This window comes from Chryseobacterium subflavum, from assembly GCF_055762745.1.
Genome location: NZ_JBVTMR010000003.1, coordinates 443,760 through 461,062, shown reverse-complemented (window position 1 = coordinate 461,062; position 17,303 = coordinate 443,760). Strand labels below are relative to the sequence as shown.

Below are 17,303 nucleotides of genomic sequence, written 5' to 3'. Positions count from 1 at the left end.
ATTTTTTTTCTTTAAGCTATTTTTGCAAATTGTAAGCTAAAGAAATAGAATTTATGCAGATTTCAGAAAAGTATAATCCACAGGAAACAGAACAAAAATGGTACAACTACTGGTTGGAAAACAAGTTTTTCCATTCGGAGCCTAATGACAAGCCACCATATACCATCGTAATTCCTCCGCCAAACGTGACGGGGATCTTACACATGGGACATATGTTGAACAATACCATTCAGGATGTTCTGGTCCGCCGTGCAAGAATGCAGGGCTTTAATGCCTGCTGGGTTCCGGGAACAGATCACGCTTCAATTGCTACTGAAGCTAAAGTTGTTGCTAAACTGAAATCTGAGGGAGTCAATAAATCTGATATTACCCGTGAGGAGTTTTTAAAACATGCATGGGAATGGACTGACAAATATGGGGGAACCATCCTCGAACAGCTGAAAAAATTGGGTTGTTCATGCGACTGGGACAGAACCAGATTTACGATGGAGGATAAGCTTTCAGCACAGGTAATTAAAAGTTTTGTTGATCTTTATAATAAAGGATTGATCTACAGAGGCTACAGAATGGTTAACTGGGATCCGGAAGCAAAAACGAACATATCTGATGAGGAAGTAATATTTAAAGAACAGAACGGGAAATTATATTTCCTGAAATATAAAATAGAAGGTTCAGAAGAATTCCTTTCTGTTGCGACGACGCGTCCTGAAACAATCTTTGGGGATACTGCTGTTTGTATCAATCCTAATGATGAAAGATATGCTCACCTGAAAGGTAAAAATGTGATCGTACCTATCGTGAACCGTGCGGTACCTATCATCGAAGATGAATATGTGGATATTGAATTTGGAACCGGGGCACTGAAAATTACTCCTGCTCACGATACCAATGACTACGAGATCGGGCAAAAACATCAGTTGAAAATGATTGATGCTTTAGATGATGATGGAAATCTTAATGAGTATGGATTACATTATGCCGGGAAAAACAGGTTTGAGGTAAGAAAACAGATTGCAAAAGAGTTGGAAGAAAAAGATCTTCTTTTAAAAGCTGAGGATTATGTAAATAAGGTAGGTACTTCTGAAAGAACAGGAGCAGTGATCGAGCCTAAAATTTCTGTTCAATGGTTCCTGAAAATGTCTGAACTTGCTCAGCCTGCTTTGGATGTAGTAATGGACGATGAAATTAAGTTTTATCCTGAAAAATTCAAAAATACCTATAAACATTGGATGGAAAACATCCGTGACTGGAATATTTCCCGCCAGCTTTGGTGGGGGCAGCAGATCCCTGCTTATTATTATGGAAGCGGAGATGAAGATTTTGTAGTTGCAGAAACAAAAGAAGAAGCTTTAGAATTAGCAAAACAAAAAACAGGGAACCAAAATCTTACAGCTGAAAGCCTTACACAAGATCAGGATGCTTTAGATACCTGGTTCTCATCATGGCTATGGCCTATGTCTGTATTTGACGGGCTTCTTGATCCTGAAAATAAAGATATTCAGTATTATTATCCTACTTCTGATCTGGTAACAGGTCCGGATATTATTTTCTTCTGGGTAGCGAGAATGATCATGGCCGGATTAGAATATAAAAAGACAGTTCCTTTTAAAAACGTTTATTTTACCGGTATTGTTAGAGATAAGCAAAGAAGAAAGATGTCCAAGTCTTTAGGAAACTCACCGGATCCTTTGGAATTAATTGATAAATATGGTGCTGATGGTGTGCGTGTTGGAATCTTACTAAGTGCAGCTGCAGGAAATGATCTCCTTTTTGATGAAGATCTTATGCTTCAGGGGAGAAATTTCATGACCAAGATCTGGAGTGCTTTCCGATTAATCAATATGTGGAATCATGAAGATAAACCGGCTAACGTAACGGAAAACGAGACAATAGAGTGGTTCGAAAATAAATTGAACAAAGCGATTGCTGAAATTAATGATCAGTTTGAGAAATTCAGAATTTCTGATGCTTTGCATTTGGTTTATAAGTTAATCTGGGATGATTTCTGTTCGTGGTATCTGGAGGCTATCAAACCTAATTATGGTGAAGGGATTTCGAGAGAAGTATACGAAAAGACTATTTATTTCTTTGAAGAATTAATGAAATTACTTCATCCTTTTATGCCATTCCTTACGGAAGAATTATGGCAGACGATTTCGGAAAGAAGTATAGAGGAAGCGTTGATTATCTCTCAGCAGAAAAAAGCAGGAGAATTTAATGAGACTATTATCAAAAACTTTGAAATGGCTCAGGAACTTATTTCAGGAGTTAGAAACTATCGCCAGACGAAGGGAATTTCTCCTAAAGAGGCAGCTGAAATTTATACGGGTTCTTCAGAGTTTGCCAATGAAGCTGTTATCAGAAAACTGGCGAATATTTCAGACATTTATTTTGGTGAAAAAACAAATAAACCAAGTTTTACATTCCTGGTAGGTGCTACCGAAGTGTCCATTCCATTGAGCGAAAATCTGGATCTTGCTGAAGAGAAAACAAAAACGGAAGATGAAATAAAGTATTTGAAAGGATTTTTAATTTCTGTAGAAAAAAAGCTCTCCAACGAAAAATTTGTTGCCAATGCTAAAGCAGAGGTTGTAGAAGCGGAGCGTAAGAAACAGAAAGATGCACAGGATAAAATTGCTATTTTGGAAGAGAAGCTGAAGAGCTTATAAATCTTTTGGCACTTATCTTGAAATAAAACAAATATCAATCCGGACAATCCCGGAAACTATATCCATAAAAGAAGACCAGTTTAACTTGTCTTCTTTTGTGAATTTAATACAGTAGTTCAGACATAATATCTGAAGAGCAGATGAGCTGCCAAAATAACTAAAGACAATAAAAATGACGCACGTAGAGAATATAAAAAAGCTGTTTTCAAGAGATTTTGTAGAAAGTCCATTGTTAGAAAGCTTTGAGGTTGGGAAAATTTACCTTTCCAGTGGAAAATTGGTAGCTTGTGACCCCTTGATCACAAATGATATGCAGCCTTTTACTACAGATTTCCCAAAAGGGGATTTTGCAGTTCTATTACATAAGGAGAGAGAAAGTAACTGCGTAGCCTATGCTGAAATTATTTTCAGTCACTCAGAAATCACAGAATGGAAATTGGCAACTACTTCCGGTCAGGATATAAAAGACCTTGCAGAGGGTGAGATATTTGGTTATCCTGTAGAAAGTGGGATGGGTTGTTTTATGGATGTTGATACCCAAGAAAAACTTAATGAACTGGAAAAAAGATTGTATCACAGTAAAGGTGCCGACTTTATAGGAATTTATGAGGAGTTTTTCCACGAATATTTTTTCGATGAAAACGGAGCGATCGATCAATATGCCTTTTTGAAACCTGCGGATGAGCATCCGGGAACTATCTTTGCTTTCGAGACAGGATATGGAGAAGGTTTCTATGCCAGCTATATCGCGTATGATAAAAATAATGCGCCTGTAAAGGTAGTTACGGAATTTATTGAAATAAGTTAATTATTGTTATATTAGTATTCCTAATTTTTTATTTTTGTATAAACCAATTTAACCGCAATGAACTTTTCCTCAGTACAACCCAAAATTATAGTTGTTGGCAGCTCTTCCATAGATCTTGTTCTGGAAACTGAAAAACTTCCGGCTCCTAACGATACTGTTTTAGCCATTAATTCGGATAGTTATTTTGGTGGAAAAGGAGCCAATCAGGCTGTAGGAACTGCAAGATTGGGAGCCAGTGTTTATTTCATTGGATGTGTGGGAATGGACCCACTGGGACAGCAAATTATGCGTAATCTGGTGAATGAAAATGTGAATGTGGGATTTGTTGCAGAAACAGACAAAGAAGCTACAGGAACAGCTTATGTGACGACTTCTGATGGTAATGCTGCCATTGTTGTGGTACCGGCTGCAAATAAGCTTTTAAGTACCAAACATATTGAAGATGCAGACCGGTATTTTCCTACGGCAGATCTTATCCTGGTTCAGTTAGAAGTTTCTATAGAAGTTGTTGAATATACCATTAGAAAGGCAAAAAAATACGGAAAAAAAGTTGGTCTCTATGCTTCACCGGCTATGAAGCTTAGTGAAGAAGTACTGGAAAATGTAGATTTTGTAATCGTAAAAAGTAGTGAACTCTATATTGTTTTTGGTGAGGAGGAAAAAGAGCGGGTTCTTGAAAAATATTTTAATAAAGTTTTTGTAAGAGATGATACGAATTCCACGATTTATTTTGATGGAACTGAAATGAAATACTTCAGAAACCATAACGATAATAAAACGGTACATAAAATGGGAATGGGAGATGCATTTACATCCGGATTTGCCATAGCCTTATGTCATAATAATCCTATTGAGGAGTGTGTAAAGTTTGGAAATGAAGTTTCTTTAAAAGTCTCTACGAGAAAAGGATCGCAAACCGGATTGCCTAGAATGTCCGATTATGTTATTTAAAGCTATTTGGTACATATCGAAAGTATATAATTAACATAAAATAAACAGTAAAAATTTCCACTTTTGAGTGGATTTTTTCTTTTTACACTATGGAAAAACTAATTCTAAAAACCACAGATCACATTTCTATTGTCGCCCACCTTTTCCTGCCGGAACAGAGCAATAATAAAATATTACTAATCAATTCTGCCACGGGCGTAAAACAGCACGTTTACTTTTCCTTTGCACAATATTTTTCAGAGCAGGGATTTACAGTGATCACGTATGATTATCGGGGAATTGGGCTTTCAAAACCGGAGCAGATGAAAGGTTTCGAGGCTTCCATGCGAATTTGGGGTTCCCAGGATTATAAAGCAGTAACCACCTACATCAGAATCCGCTTTACAGGATATGAGAAATATTGCCTGGGACATTCTGTTGGAGCATTGATCCTTGGGATGAATAAGGATTCGGAGATGTTTAAAGAATTCTTTTTTGTGGGAACACAAAATGCGTTTGTTGGGAATCTGAAATTCAGGACGAAAATAGAAGCTTATCTTGGATTTGGGATTGTCCAGCCTTTAGCCACGCAGCTTCTGGGTTATTTTCCGGCTCATTGGTTTGGACTTGGAGAAAGTCTTCCTAAAAATTGCGCTTATGATTGGAGAACCTTAATTTTGAATAAAAAATCAACAAACGGTTTACTGGAGAAAATTGATGATTATTCTAAAAAATTGACTCAAAAAGTTTTTGTAATCAGGGCTGAAGATGATGTCTGGCTTACGGATAAAGGAGTAAAGAGTCTATTAAACGACACGTATCCCAACCTTAAACCGACATATCGCCTGGTAAAAACTTCAGAATCTGAAAAAGGAGAAATAGGACATGTTAATTTTTTCAGGAGCTATAACAAGAAGCTTTGGAATATTATTTTAAATGAATTAATACATAATGAGTAGTGTAATTGAAAAGACAATAGATTTTGTAAAGGAAAAACTTAAAGGAGCAGAAGCAGGACATGATTGGTTTCATATCGAAAGAGTCTGGAAGCTTTCCAGGAAAATTGCTGAAAATGAAAACTGTAACAAAGAAGTAGTAGAATTGGGAGCTTTGCTTCACGATATAGCAGATCCTAAATTTCATGATGGTGATGAAACAATTGCGTTAAAAGTGTCACGTGAGTTTTTGGAAGAGCAGCATGTTTCAGAAGAAATTATCGGGCAGGTCCTTTTTATTATTAAGAATATTTCATTTAAAAACAGAGGAGAAGCTCCGCAGAATTTACCTATTGAATTAAAGATTGTTCAGGATGCAGACCGTTTGGATGCTATAGGAGCAATAGGTATTGCAAGAACCTTTAATTTTGGTGGATTTAAAAATAACCTGATGTACCATCCGGATATTAAGCCAAAGCTGAATATGTCGAAAGAGGAATACAAAAAATCTGACGGCACTACAATCAATCATTTCTACGAGAAATTATTACTTTTAAAGGATTTAATGAACACAGAGAAAGGAAAAGAACTGGCTCAGGAAAGGCATGAGGTGATGCTTCAATTTCTTGATCAGTTTTATAAAGAATGGAATGTTGATTAACGTTCTTTCTTAAAATTCTTAAATCAGTATATTTGCAGCATGGGATTAATCATCTTTGTTATCTTTCTTTGTTCTGTCCTCTCTCTTATTTTATCTAAGGTAAAATCAGGAAAAGGTGCTGAATGGGCAAAACTGTTCCGTATCGCAACGCTTATTTTTTCAATCTCGGTATTCACTTATTGGTTTATCAAGAAAAGTGCTGTTGGAGTGGTGAGTAATTCCGTTGGTTTGCAGGTTATTAATAAACTTCCTCAGACCCTGGATTTTTATGTCATCAACGTCAATAATCCGGATAAAAATGCAATGCACGAGGCAAAGCACATTGGAAAGATACGCCCGGAATATTACAGAATAGAATACCTCAAGATGGATAAATCTGATGAGTATTGGGTTATCGGATATTTAGGAAAGAAAAACCTGGTTTATTTTTCACAGCATTCTGTTCCTAACAAAAATATTGATCAGATCGTTGAGGTGAACAACTATATCAATCAAAGTGTAAAATTATCTGAAATTGCTAAAAAGCAGGTGGAAGCCTATAATTATGAAAATGTAAAACTGGGGATCTGGGTATCTCTCGATTTTCTTTTGCTATTTCTGAATTTGGTCTTGCTTTTTAGAATTAAAAAATAAATGTAAACCTTTCAAAATAAAAGATGATCTGCTGAAGCCAGCAGATCATCTTTCTTTTTTAGTTAAATATAGTGTCGATGTCTCTTGTTACATCACGGATAATTTAAAATTATCATGATTTTTTCTTTAAGCTCTTCCGGGCAGTTTTTGATGAGCTTATCCTTGCTTTGACTGCTGATCTGGTCATAGGTCAGCCATTCTGTTACATCCTGATGCTGGCTGGTACTGTCGTAGATTCTTTTAATCTTCTCATTTTCGTAAAAGGTGTAATTGTCACCAAGAGAATTGTTTGTAATGCTGATAGTACATATTTCCTTTTCCATAGTTTTGATTTTTACAGTTGGTAATAAGGGTTTTATACCTTACAATATATCATTTATTGGTGAAAAATATTGACTTTTGCTGATAAAAAATTTTTCACACCAAACAGTGATATATTTACTGTTAAAACATAAAAAAAAGCTATAAAATCTTAAATTAAATGATTAAATAGCTGAATATTTTTTTTATGCTAAAATAAACTTTGGATACTTTCTGTTGCCATTTGAGGCACATGGAGGTCGGTTTTCCATTCCTCATTCATTTTTTTGATGAGATAAGCAGATAATAAAGGGGACGCCTTTTCAATATTCTGATGGACGAAAAAATATAAATTTTGGAGGCCTTCTTTTTTCCATTGTGTAACACGCTTTAACCAATCATCCAATCTTTCGTAGTCACTTTCTGCATTTGCTCCTACATAGCGGATGAAAGCATTGGGAGTGGTAAGACGCATATGAAGCATATCCCTTCTTCCGGCAGTATCCACAATAATATTAGTGATATGATGGGCTTCAAAAAGATCGCAGGTTGTATTTAAAATGTTTTCATCATTAAACCATTCCGTATTTCTGAGCTCTATAGCTAGTGGGACTTCTTTTGGCCATTCTTTGACAAACTTCTCTAATCTGTCATAATCTTTTGGTTTAAAGTTATCATGAAGCTGAAGAAATACCATACCCAGTTTTTCATCAAAATTAAGAACCGATGTTGCAAATTGGGTTACAGGTTCTGTTACATCAATTAATCTCCTGAAATGGGAAACTGTATTGGTAATCTTTGGGAAAAATTTAAACCCTGCCGGTGTTTTTTCTTTCCATGTCAATACCTGGTCAGGAGTTGGCATTCCGTAGAATGTCGCATTGAGTTCTATAGAATTGAACTGGGTAGCATAATAGGTTAATTCGTCCTTGGTTCCTTTTGGATAAAATCCTTTGAGGTCGGTTTTATTCCATTTGGCACATCCGATGGAGATATTCTCTAATCCCTTTTTATTTTGTTTGAGGATCTCTTTGGTTCTGCTGTGATCTTTGGGTAATGTAAAATCTATTTTTGAAGGATCTTCTACTTGTCCGAATTTCATATTTGAAGTTTTTAAGAATTAAGTATCTAACAAATATAAAATAAAAATAAGACAATTATTTTATGAATTTAAGCTAAAGATATCAAGGAAAAGGGAATCAGTTTTTTATTATTTTTTTTGAAATTTCAGTAGATTTCGTCTTTATTTTGATAAGATAAATTCCTGCAGGATAACCTGACGTATTAATAGTGCAATCTCCTTTGCCACAGCTCTGATGTGATACTGATCTCCCCATACTGTCAAATATATCTATTGTATTCACGGGTTCAGGGGATCTTATCTGAAGGATATTTTTTACAGGATTAGGAAATACATCAATTTTGGTTATTATATGGTCTAGCTTCGTATTTTTTGAATTGGTAGTAGCCGGGCAATTAGTACTGAAATTAATGTCCGGATACATAGTTTGAAGATCGGTAAGTTGAGCAGGATCAACACAAATGGTTAAATTACTATTGTACCCGGAAAATTCACAACCCTCCAATGCATTGTTTTTGATATTCACCTGGGTTAATCCGGACATGTTAAAGAATGCAATAGCTTCTAAAACATTGCAATCCGATAAATTCAGATTGGTAATGAGCGGACAGCTTCTCAGGGTAAGATACTTGAGTTGACCGTTTTGTGAAAAGTTAATATTGTTTACTAATGAATTATATTCAAGATCAGCAGATTCCAATTGTGGACATTGTGAAAGGTCTATCGTAGAAATTTTTGTGTTAGCAATACCTAATTCCCTTAAGGAGTTACATTGATTGATATTAAGGCTATTTAATTCAGTAAAGGTATCAAAAGGTGAGTTGCCTGGTAAATTAGGTCCAAGGTTCAATGTTTGTATAGCCGAACAATTCTGAAGGTCTAAGCTTTTCAGGTCTTTATTTCCTTTTATCGATAGATTGACCAAAGAAATACAGTTTTGTGCAGAAATCTGCTGCAGATCAGTATGTGGATTCAGGAAATTCAGATCACCGGGAATATCTGCTTTCAGAGTTTGGAGATGGGTAAGATTGTCTACATTCAAAACAGCCATGTAGCCACAGGAATTTGTGATGTCCATATCTTCCAAAGCAGCCGCACTATTAAAAGTAGCATTGGTTATTGGCTGATTGAAAGCTTTTAGTATTTTCAATTTGGGAAGTCCGGATACATCCAAAGAGGTTACATTTCCAAAATATACTCCTGAAGTAGTATAATAGCCATACCGGTTATAGAATGATGCATCAAGCTCTTCTAAATTGATTAATCCAGCATTGGAAAAATTGATTGAGGATGCATTAAGACCTTTGATTCTTTTTAACGAAGTACAGCCGTTTAGATCTACGGAAGTAAAATAAGCTCCTGTGGTTTCATAATGATCCGTATCTGCTATAACTTCTTCCAGGTTTGTACAAGATTTCGCAACAAGGTGGATATTCTGATTTCCGGATGGTAATATGGTTCCGGTAGATCCGGAAACTGAAATTTTGGTCAGTGAATTTAAATTTGGAACACTGATCTTATTTAAACGCTTACAGGATGTGAAGGTGAGCGTTTTTACATGGCAGTTTTTGATATGAAGCTCCTTAATGTTTTTATTGTTTAAGACAATATCATCCTTGATGAGAAGGCAGTTTTTATATCTCAAAATTGTGGAGGGGTCGTAAGGAGATAAATTGATGTCTGCAACAAAGTCATTCACATTCTCTACGGCACCACAATTATCGAATGAAAAATCAATAGGAACACGGTGGCTAACTCCTACATTGTTTACAAATCCACCACTTCCGGTGTAAAGAACTTTTTTAATTTTATTGTTGTTAACAAAACTAATGACCGCTGATTTTGTGTCATGGATGTAAAGTTCTTCGACATTGGGGAATAAAAGAGCATCGGTGATTTGGTTTGGAAGACTATTGTAAGTGGGAAGCACATTGAACTTTATATTTAAAGTTTTTACTTGCTGGGCTTCAGTAAGCTGAATCTGTCCATCTCCATTTGCATCAATTTTAATATTGTTGCCATTGATGTCTTTTGCAATCTGACTACCCGGACCTGAAGTTAGTAGTAAGGCCTTAAATTTGGCATCTGTAAAATTAAGGTTCTGAGAATAAGCCATGCAGGAAAAGCTTACACAGAAGATAAATAGCATTTTGTACATATTGTGTTTTTAAGGGGTTGCTAATTTTAATAAGGATATATCCAATGAAGGAAATTATAAACCTCAACCTTACAAAAGTACTATATTTTTAAACCTAGCAACTTAGAAATACTACTATAGTATTAATACTATATTTGTTATCCGTACAAATACTGATGAGTGCCTCTACCATGTTTTCCTTTTTTATCAAGGCATTGATTTAGTAAAATGAACGTTGTTCATATTGTGTTCATATATCTTAAAATAGCTTCAATGCGGTAAAAGATTTATTTGTAAAATGTTACCTAGATCTCATCTTACATATTTACTTTAAGCAATTAAGTTTTTTTTAAGGAAATATTAAACATTATGTTATATAATGTTAACTGTATGTTACCACAATTCATGATTGTTGCTTCTAATTTTGCCATAAAATTTAGAAGTATAAAAATATGAAGAGAAAATTGATCTGTGCTTTTGCTGTTTTGTCTTTTGGCTTAGCGTTTTCACAAGAAACCAGCTCTAAAATTTTCGGAAGATTAAAAGGGGTAAATTCTGAAGTTACGGTAAAAGTAGTTCACGTTCCCACCAACAGTACCTTTGAAACTAAAAGTAATAACAAAGGACAATTTAGTCTGGATAATCTACAACCCGGAGGACCCTACACGATAGAGATTTCCGATGGTTCGCAAATTATCTATTCGAATACCAATTTACAGCTTTCATTAGGAAGTAATGATTTGCCTGTAGTAGAAATCAAAAACAGAGAAAAAGTGATCGACGAGGTAAAGCTTACCTCGAAGAGAACCACTGTGAAAAACGGAGTTGCAATTAGCCAGGCTCAGATCTCCGGACTCCCAAATATTAACAGGGGTATCCAGGATGTTACCAAGTTGGTCCCTCAAAGTGCTAACAACTCTTTCAACGGAACCAATTTCAGGTATAATAACGTTACTATTGACGGGTCGATCAATAACGACGCGATTGGTTTTAGTCCGTCTTTGGGTGGACAAACGGGAACATCGGGAATGCCGGGAAGTAGTACACGCTCCAACTCAATTAGTTTGGATGCGATTCAGGATGTACAGGTTTATATTGCTCCTTATGACGTGAAATTAGGAAATTTCCTTGGAGGAAGTATCAATGCCGTTACACGTAGTGGTAGTAATAATGTGGAAGGATCTTTTTATGTATACGGACGTAATGCTGCTATTACAGGAAGAAATAGGGTAGGAGATAATTCAAAAATGCCAAGCTCTTTTCAGGATTTTATTTATGGAGGGAGAGTAGGATTACCTGTCGTTAAAGATAAGGTGTTTTTATTCACCAATCTTGAATATACAAAAAGAAAAGATCCTGTTTTTTATAATGCTGATGATCCTAATGCGTTGGTTAATAACGCTGTTGCTCAACAGATCTCAGATTTTGTTCGAACCAAGTATGGCTTTAATGTGGGAAGCTTTAATCAGTACACTAATTTTTCTGAAAGTGCAAAGCTTTTCAACAAATTAGACTGGAAGATTAATGATAAACATACATTGTCCATTAAAAATAACACTGTATTCTCCCAGGCTTCCAACCTTGAAAGAGATGGTGCCAATTTCAGGTTTTCAAGCATGGACTATATTCAAAAGAACAATGCTTCAACGACGACTTTGGAACTAAAAAGCCGTTTTAATGATAAATGGAATAATAACTTAGTATTAGGATATTCTTCTATTAATGATTACAGGGATCCTACTTCTTCCAACGCTATGTTTCCACAAGTGGAAATAGGGTATAATGGAGGAACTATTTTATTAGGAAATGATAGAGAGGCAACGGTTTTCAATATGAAGCAGAAAACATTTGAGATCACCGATAATTTAACGTATAAGACAGGAAATCATACTTTCTTATTAGGAACGCATAATGAATTATACAATATCGATTATGGTTTTGTAAATGCATTGAACGGAAGAATCTCTTATAAGAATCTTGATGATTTTTATAACTCAAAACCAGCAAGGATAAGAGGGACTTATCCTTTCAATGGAGACAGCAGAGAGACGCTGTTTAATAATCCGTATGCATCATATAAAGTGAACCTTCTTTCATTATACCTTCAGGACGAGATTAATTTAGGAAGACTCCGTTTATCTCCGGGTGTAAGAGTAGATTATACTGATTTACCAAACAAACCTCTTTTGAGTTCAAAAGTTACTAATTCTCCTACCGATCCTAATATGGGGAATACCTACAGCTATACACCATTAAATCAGCTTACAAACAAATATCTTAATAAACCCACATTGTCTCCAAGATTAGGATTTACTTTGGATCTTACAGAAAACAGATCAGTTGTATTAAGAGGGGGGTCTGGTATTTTCGTAGGAAGAATACCGTTTGCATGGCTGGGTTATGCTTATTATAATGATGGAGTAGGTTTCGGAAGTTATGATTATAATGGTCCGACGGCAGCTCAAATGGCAGCTAATGGAGACCCATTGGTAAGCGGAAACTTTGCTAATTGGCAAAACTCTTCCAAAGTTCAGGTAGACCTTATTGATAATAACTTCAAAATGCCTAAAGTGTGGAGAAGTTCATTAGGAGTAGATTATACCGTTGGAGGATATAAGTTGACATTAGAAGGTATTTATACTAAAGTACTTTATGATCTGAAATTCCAGCAGGTGAATAAAACGGATAACGTAACGTATTACAGTTATGACGTGAATCACCAAATGCCTATTTATACAACGAATATCAACAGTAATTTTTCTAATGCGTACATGTTATCCAATACGAAAGAAGGTTACAGGTATAATATAACAGCACAGATTTCTAAATCTTATAATTTCGGATTTAACTTCTTTGCAGCATATACTTACGGAGATGCTAAAGATATTACCAACGGGATCAGAAACTCAATGGAAAGTAACTGGCAGATGAATCAATCCCTTACACCTAATAATCCTCAGTTGACAACTTCTAACTTTGCTATTAAAAATAGAATTGTTGCCAATCTCGGATATGGTTTCAATGTTTCAGAGTCCAACAGATTGTCGGCCAACGTATATTTCAATGCTCAGTCAGGAAATCCTTTCTCATGGGGCTTTGTAAACAGTACGATTGCTAATACAGGACAAGCTGCCGGATTGGCATATATCTTTAAAGATGCTGCTGAAGCTGCTAAGTATATTGTTCCGATAAAAGATGCTGCAGGGAATGTTTTGGTAACAGCCCAACAGCAGGTGGCTGATTATGAAAGCTTCGTTAATAATAATAAATACCTGAGCAGCAGAAGAGGAACGTTTACTCAGAGAAACGGAGACTTTACTCCTTGGAATATTCAGGCAGATATCAGAATTATGGATGAGATCAGACTGAGCCGGAAGTCTAAAAATAATATCCAGATTTCTTTAAGTATCATCAACTTCACCAATCTGTTGAATAAGGATTGGGGTAAGATCTATTTTGTACCGAATACTTTTAATTCAACAGCAAGTGTTGGATTAACTAAAGTTGGAAATGTGGCAGCGGGACAGCCGGGAGCTGGAGATCCAACCTATAATTTCAAATCTCCGGGGTTGCCTTATACGATTGATCAGTTTGCATCAAGATTCCAGGCACAGCTGGGAGTTCGATATAATTTTTAATTTTTACTTTATATATTCTTTCAAGAGTCCAGATTTTCTTTCTGGGCTTTTTTTTATTTTGTAATTCTTTACAAAACAAGATATAAGAAAAGCACGTTTAAAAAACGTGCTTCAATATATAATTGTTTATTATTTGTAGTCTAAGCTTCGCAGCTTGAACAAGATACAAAGTTCACCATCATTTCCTTAGATACTGATGAGCTTCTTTGATAATATAATGTTTTTACTCCTTTTTTCCATGCTTCGATGTACAGATAGTTTACATCTTTTACGGGCATGGTAGATGGAATTTGTAAGTTCAATGATTGTGCCTGATCGATATATTGTTGTCTCTGAGCGGCCTGGGAAATGATCTCCATCGGAGAAATTTCCTTGAATGTCTTAAATACAGCTTTTTCTTCGTCAGTTAGTTCAGTTAAATGCTGAACGGAACCATGGTTCAACATAATCGTTCTCCATGTTTCTTCGTTATCTAGTCCTTTTTCTTCTAATAATTTTGCCAGGTACTTATTCTTACGCATGAAATTTCCTTTGGCCAAACCGGCTTTATAGTAGTTGGATGCGAAAGGTTCAATTCCCGGAGAAGTTTGTCCCAAAATAGCAGAGCTTGAAGTCGTAGGAGCAATAGCCATTGTGGTAGTATTTCTTAACCCATAACCTTTTAACAATTCAGGTTCTCCATAGATGTTAGCCAGTTCTCTTGATGCCTGTTCAGATTGCTCTTTAATATGTCTGAATGCTCTTGCATTAAACTGAGTTGCTTCAAAACTTTCAAACGGGATCATGTTCTTTTGTAAGTAAGAATGGTATCCTAAAACACCAAGCCCAAGAGCTCTGTGACGCATTGCAAAGTTTCTTGCTCCCTGTAGGTAATAATTGCCTTCTGTTTTATCAATAAATTCAGTTAAAACAGCATCAAGGAAATAAACAGCCAACTTCACTGCGTCCGTATCTTTCCATTCATCATATAATTCCAGGTTCATGGAAGAAAGACAGCAGATAAATGATTCTTCTCTCGTAGAAGGAAGCATGATCTCAGAACAAAGATTACTTGCATTTACAGTAAGTCCCAAATCTTTGTAAACCTGTGGTTTATTTCTGTTAACGTTATCCGTAAAGAAAATATAAGGAAGACCTTTTTGCTGACGGCTTTCCAAAACCCTTGCCCAGATCTTACGTTTTTCCATATCTCCATCGATCATATCCTGCATCCAGTAATCAGGAACACAAATTCCGGTAAATAAATTCTGAATAGGACTTCCGATATCTTTAATTGATAAGAACTCTTCAATATCACCGTGGTCGATATCCAGGTAAGCTGCAAAAGCTCCTCTTCTCACTCCTCCCTGTGATACTACGTCCATTGCTGTATCAAATAATTTCATGAAGGAAACCGCTCCCGAAGACTTTCCATTATCTGTTACTGCAGTTCCTCTGTTACGAAGTTCCCCGAAATATCCTGAAGTTCCACCCCCGATTTTTGTCTGCATGATGACTTCACCCATTTTATGAGTAATCCCTTCAATGCTATCCGGAATGTGTACATTGAAACATGAAATAGGAAGACCTCTCTGTGTTCCCATATTTGCCCAGACCGGAGAGGAAAAACTGATCCATCCTTTGGTGATCATTTCCTTAAAAGCAGGTTGTAATTCCGGTTTGTATAGCTTTTTGGCAGCAGCAGTGGTAATCCTGTCGATAGCTCCGTCTACAGTTTCCCCTTTTAACAGATATCCTCTGTTTAGCATTTGCTCAGACTCCTCGTTGAGCCACCATATATTAGTATTTTGTTCCTCCATAGTTGTTATATTTTCAAATTCCCGGATATCCATGTCGTAATATCCAGGAATTTTGTGTTATTAAATTGATTCTAAAAATTCTACCTTGTGGGAACCGTTAAGTCCACTCTCATCTCTTAATCGTTGAAATTCTTTAAAAGATGGTGTATTCAAAACCTCATGTTGTACCTCTTCATTGCTGTAATTAGAATAATGTAAGAATGTAACACCGTCTTCTTTAAGAAAAACCTTGTATTCAAATGCCGACAGATCCAATTGTCTGAAATCATTCAGGAAATTTTGAATGTTTTCTTTGTTTTCTGAAACAAATTCTGGTTTTACGGTATAACTTACAATTACATTAATCATCTTTTGTGTTTTGGTTTTTATTTCATCCGAAAAGGATACTTTCTAATGAAAGATTGTTGAGCTATATACAGAGCTTGTTTAATTAAAACAAATCGTTGGCTGTAATACTCTTGTCGTGTTTCGTATAGTCAACAGGTCTTTTAGCAAAGAAATCATCCATAGAATTAGCAAAAACCTCTTCCTCAAACCATTTCATCGGACGGTATTGTTCCGGCGAAATGTTGTAGCGTGTATCCATATTGATTTTCTTTAAGCTGTCGTCAACACGGTATTTCATAAAGTTGAGTAAGTCTTCTTTTGAGAATACACTCAATTCTCCCAATTCAAAGATCCAGTCTAAGATTTCACCTTCCAATTCTACAGATTGATCTACTAAAGTATAAATATCTTCAATGTCTGAATCAGTTAATAAATCAGGTTGTTCTTCGCGGATTTTGTTTATCAGATAAATTCCTGCGTTAGCATGGATTTGTTCATCAACAGAAGTCCACGCGATAATATTGGAAACGTTTTTCATGTATCCTTTAAATCTTGTGAAAGAAAGAATGATCGCAAATTGTGAGAAAAGCGATACATTTTCAATCAGGATACTGAATAGTAAAAGAGAAGAAACATATTCTTTAGGGGTGGAAGAATTAGCATGTTTCAGAACATTTGATAAGAAGTCTATTCTCTTTTTTACAGCAGGAACTGCTATAACGTTGGTAAATTCTTCATTATATCCCAATACTTCCAATAAACGCGAATAGGCTTCGGAATGACGGAATTCACATTCAGCGAAAGTAGCACCTAAACCGTTCAGTTCAGGTTTTGGCATATGATTGTATAGGTTTCCCCAAAATGTCTTTACAGACACCTCGATCTGTGCAATAGCCAGTAAAGCATTTTTCACAGAATTTTTTTCGTGTGGTTCCAGCTGCGAATGAAAATCCTGAATGTCTGCAGTAAAATCCACTTCCGAATGCACCCAAAACGATTTGTTGATCGCTTCTACAAATTGAAGAACCTCAGGGTATTCAAATGGCTTGTAACTTACTCTCTTATCAAAAATTCCCATATTAAAAATGTCTTTAAATTAAACTAATTAGATCACTGTGGATAAAAATCAAAGAATAAATAACAGCTTGATTTGTTGGAACTTATATTTAAAAGTTTTTCACAAGAAAAGTGTCTTTATTATTTGCTAATGCGAAGCACAAAGTTCGAAAAAAAGAAACGATTTTGAAAGGGCTAAACACTAATTGGTTGACTTTTAATCGTAAAAGTTTTCCACATTTACATGAAACAAGCACTGATATTGGTTTAGATACAATAATAAGCATAAAATAAATATTTTTGATAAGTTACAGTTAAACATAAAATCA

At 35.6% G+C, this 17,303-nt stretch carries 13 protein-coding genes; 7 read left to right on the top strand and 6 right to left on the bottom strand.

The features are described 5' to 3' along the window. The first annotated feature begins 53 nt into the window (after positions 1 to 53). The 6 genes from AC0INN_RS15605 (at position 54) to AC0INN_RS15580 (ending at position 6,636) form a co-directional block, all read left to right on the top strand. Positions 54 to 2,669, top strand: coding sequence for a valine--tRNA ligase (locus tag AC0INN_RS15605; RefSeq protein WP_273649133.1), 2,616 nt, complete (start codon positions 54 to 56; stop codon positions 2,667 to 2,669). Between the two features lie 172 nt (positions 2,670 to 2,841). Next, on the top strand, positions 2,842 to 3,477 hold the full coding sequence (locus AC0INN_RS15600) for a DUF4241 domain-containing protein (RefSeq protein ID WP_273649131.1): 636 nt from the start codon (positions 2,842 to 2,844) through the stop codon (positions 3,475 to 3,477). A 57-nt stretch (positions 3,478 to 3,534) separates the two neighbouring features. Then, complete coding sequence (locus tag AC0INN_RS15595) at positions 3,535 to 4,428, top strand: ribokinase (RefSeq protein ID WP_172280083.1); 894 nt, start codon at positions 3,535 to 3,537, stop codon at positions 4,426 to 4,428. An 89-nt stretch (positions 4,429 to 4,517) separates the two neighbouring features. After that, positions 4,518 to 5,366, top strand: a complete 849-nt coding sequence (locus tag AC0INN_RS15590) for an alpha/beta hydrolase family protein (protein WP_273649129.1) — start codon at positions 4,518 to 4,520, stop codon at positions 5,364 to 5,366. Further along, a complete protein-coding gene (locus AC0INN_RS15585) occupies positions 5,359 to 6,003 on the top strand; it encodes an HD domain-containing protein (RefSeq protein ID WP_172280079.1) in 645 nt (214 codons plus the stop codon). The genes AC0INN_RS15590 and AC0INN_RS15585 overlap by 8 nt, the downstream gene beginning before the upstream one ends. A gap of 39 nt (positions 6,004 to 6,042) precedes the next feature. Next, entirely contained in the window at positions 6,043 to 6,636 is a 594-nt protein-coding gene (locus AC0INN_RS15580; RefSeq protein ID WP_172280078.1) for a hypothetical protein, read from the top strand. Between the two features lie 92 nt (positions 6,637 to 6,728). Here AC0INN_RS15580 and AC0INN_RS15575 read toward each other — a convergent pair whose 3' ends face one another. From AC0INN_RS15575 to AC0INN_RS15565, 3 genes are all read right to left on the bottom strand, one after another. Then, positions 6,729 to 6,959 (bottom strand): hypothetical protein, encoded by a 231-nt coding sequence (locus AC0INN_RS15575; protein WP_172280076.1) that lies wholly within the window; start codon positions 6,957 to 6,959, stop codon positions 6,729 to 6,731. Positions 6,960 to 7,147: 188 nt separating this feature from the next. After that, positions 7,148 to 8,038: a DUF72 domain-containing protein gene (locus AC0INN_RS15570; RefSeq protein WP_172280074.1), complete on the bottom strand. Its 891-nt coding sequence runs from the start codon at positions 8,036 to 8,038 to the stop codon at positions 7,148 to 7,150. Positions 8,039 to 8,135: 97 nt separating this feature from the next. Next, positions 8,136 to 10,175, bottom strand: a complete 2,040-nt coding sequence (locus tag AC0INN_RS15565) for a T9SS type A sorting domain-containing protein (protein ID WP_273649125.1) — start codon at positions 10,173 to 10,175, stop codon at positions 8,136 to 8,138. A 431-nt stretch (positions 10,176 to 10,606) separates the two neighbouring features. Between AC0INN_RS15565 and AC0INN_RS15560 the strand changes: the two genes are divergently transcribed. After that, positions 10,607 to 13,792: a TonB-dependent receptor gene (locus tag AC0INN_RS15560; RefSeq protein ID WP_172280071.1), complete on the top strand. Its 3,186-nt coding sequence runs from the start codon at positions 10,607 to 10,609 to the stop codon at positions 13,790 to 13,792. A gap of 140 nt (positions 13,793 to 13,932) precedes the next feature. Here AC0INN_RS15560 and AC0INN_RS15555 read toward each other — a convergent pair whose 3' ends face one another. The 3 genes from AC0INN_RS15555 to AC0INN_RS15545 all read right to left on the bottom strand — a co-directional run bounded on the left by AC0INN_RS15555 (position 13,933) and on the right by AC0INN_RS15545 (position 16,996). Further along, positions 13,933 to 15,624, bottom strand: coding sequence for a ribonucleoside-diphosphate reductase subunit alpha (locus tag AC0INN_RS15555; RefSeq protein ID WP_262888817.1), 1,692 nt, complete (start codon positions 15,622 to 15,624; stop codon positions 13,933 to 13,935). Between the two features lie 27 nt (positions 15,625 to 15,651). Then, positions 15,652 to 15,939, bottom strand: a complete 288-nt coding sequence (locus tag AC0INN_RS15550) for an antibiotic biosynthesis monooxygenase (RefSeq protein WP_172280068.1) — start codon at positions 15,937 to 15,939, stop codon at positions 15,652 to 15,654. Between the two features lie 82 nt (positions 15,940 to 16,021). After that, positions 16,022 to 16,996, bottom strand: a complete 975-nt coding sequence (locus AC0INN_RS15545) for a ribonucleotide-diphosphate reductase subunit beta (protein ID WP_172280067.1) — start codon at positions 16,994 to 16,996, stop codon at positions 16,022 to 16,024. Between the last annotated feature and the right edge of the window lie 307 nt (positions 16,997 to 17,303).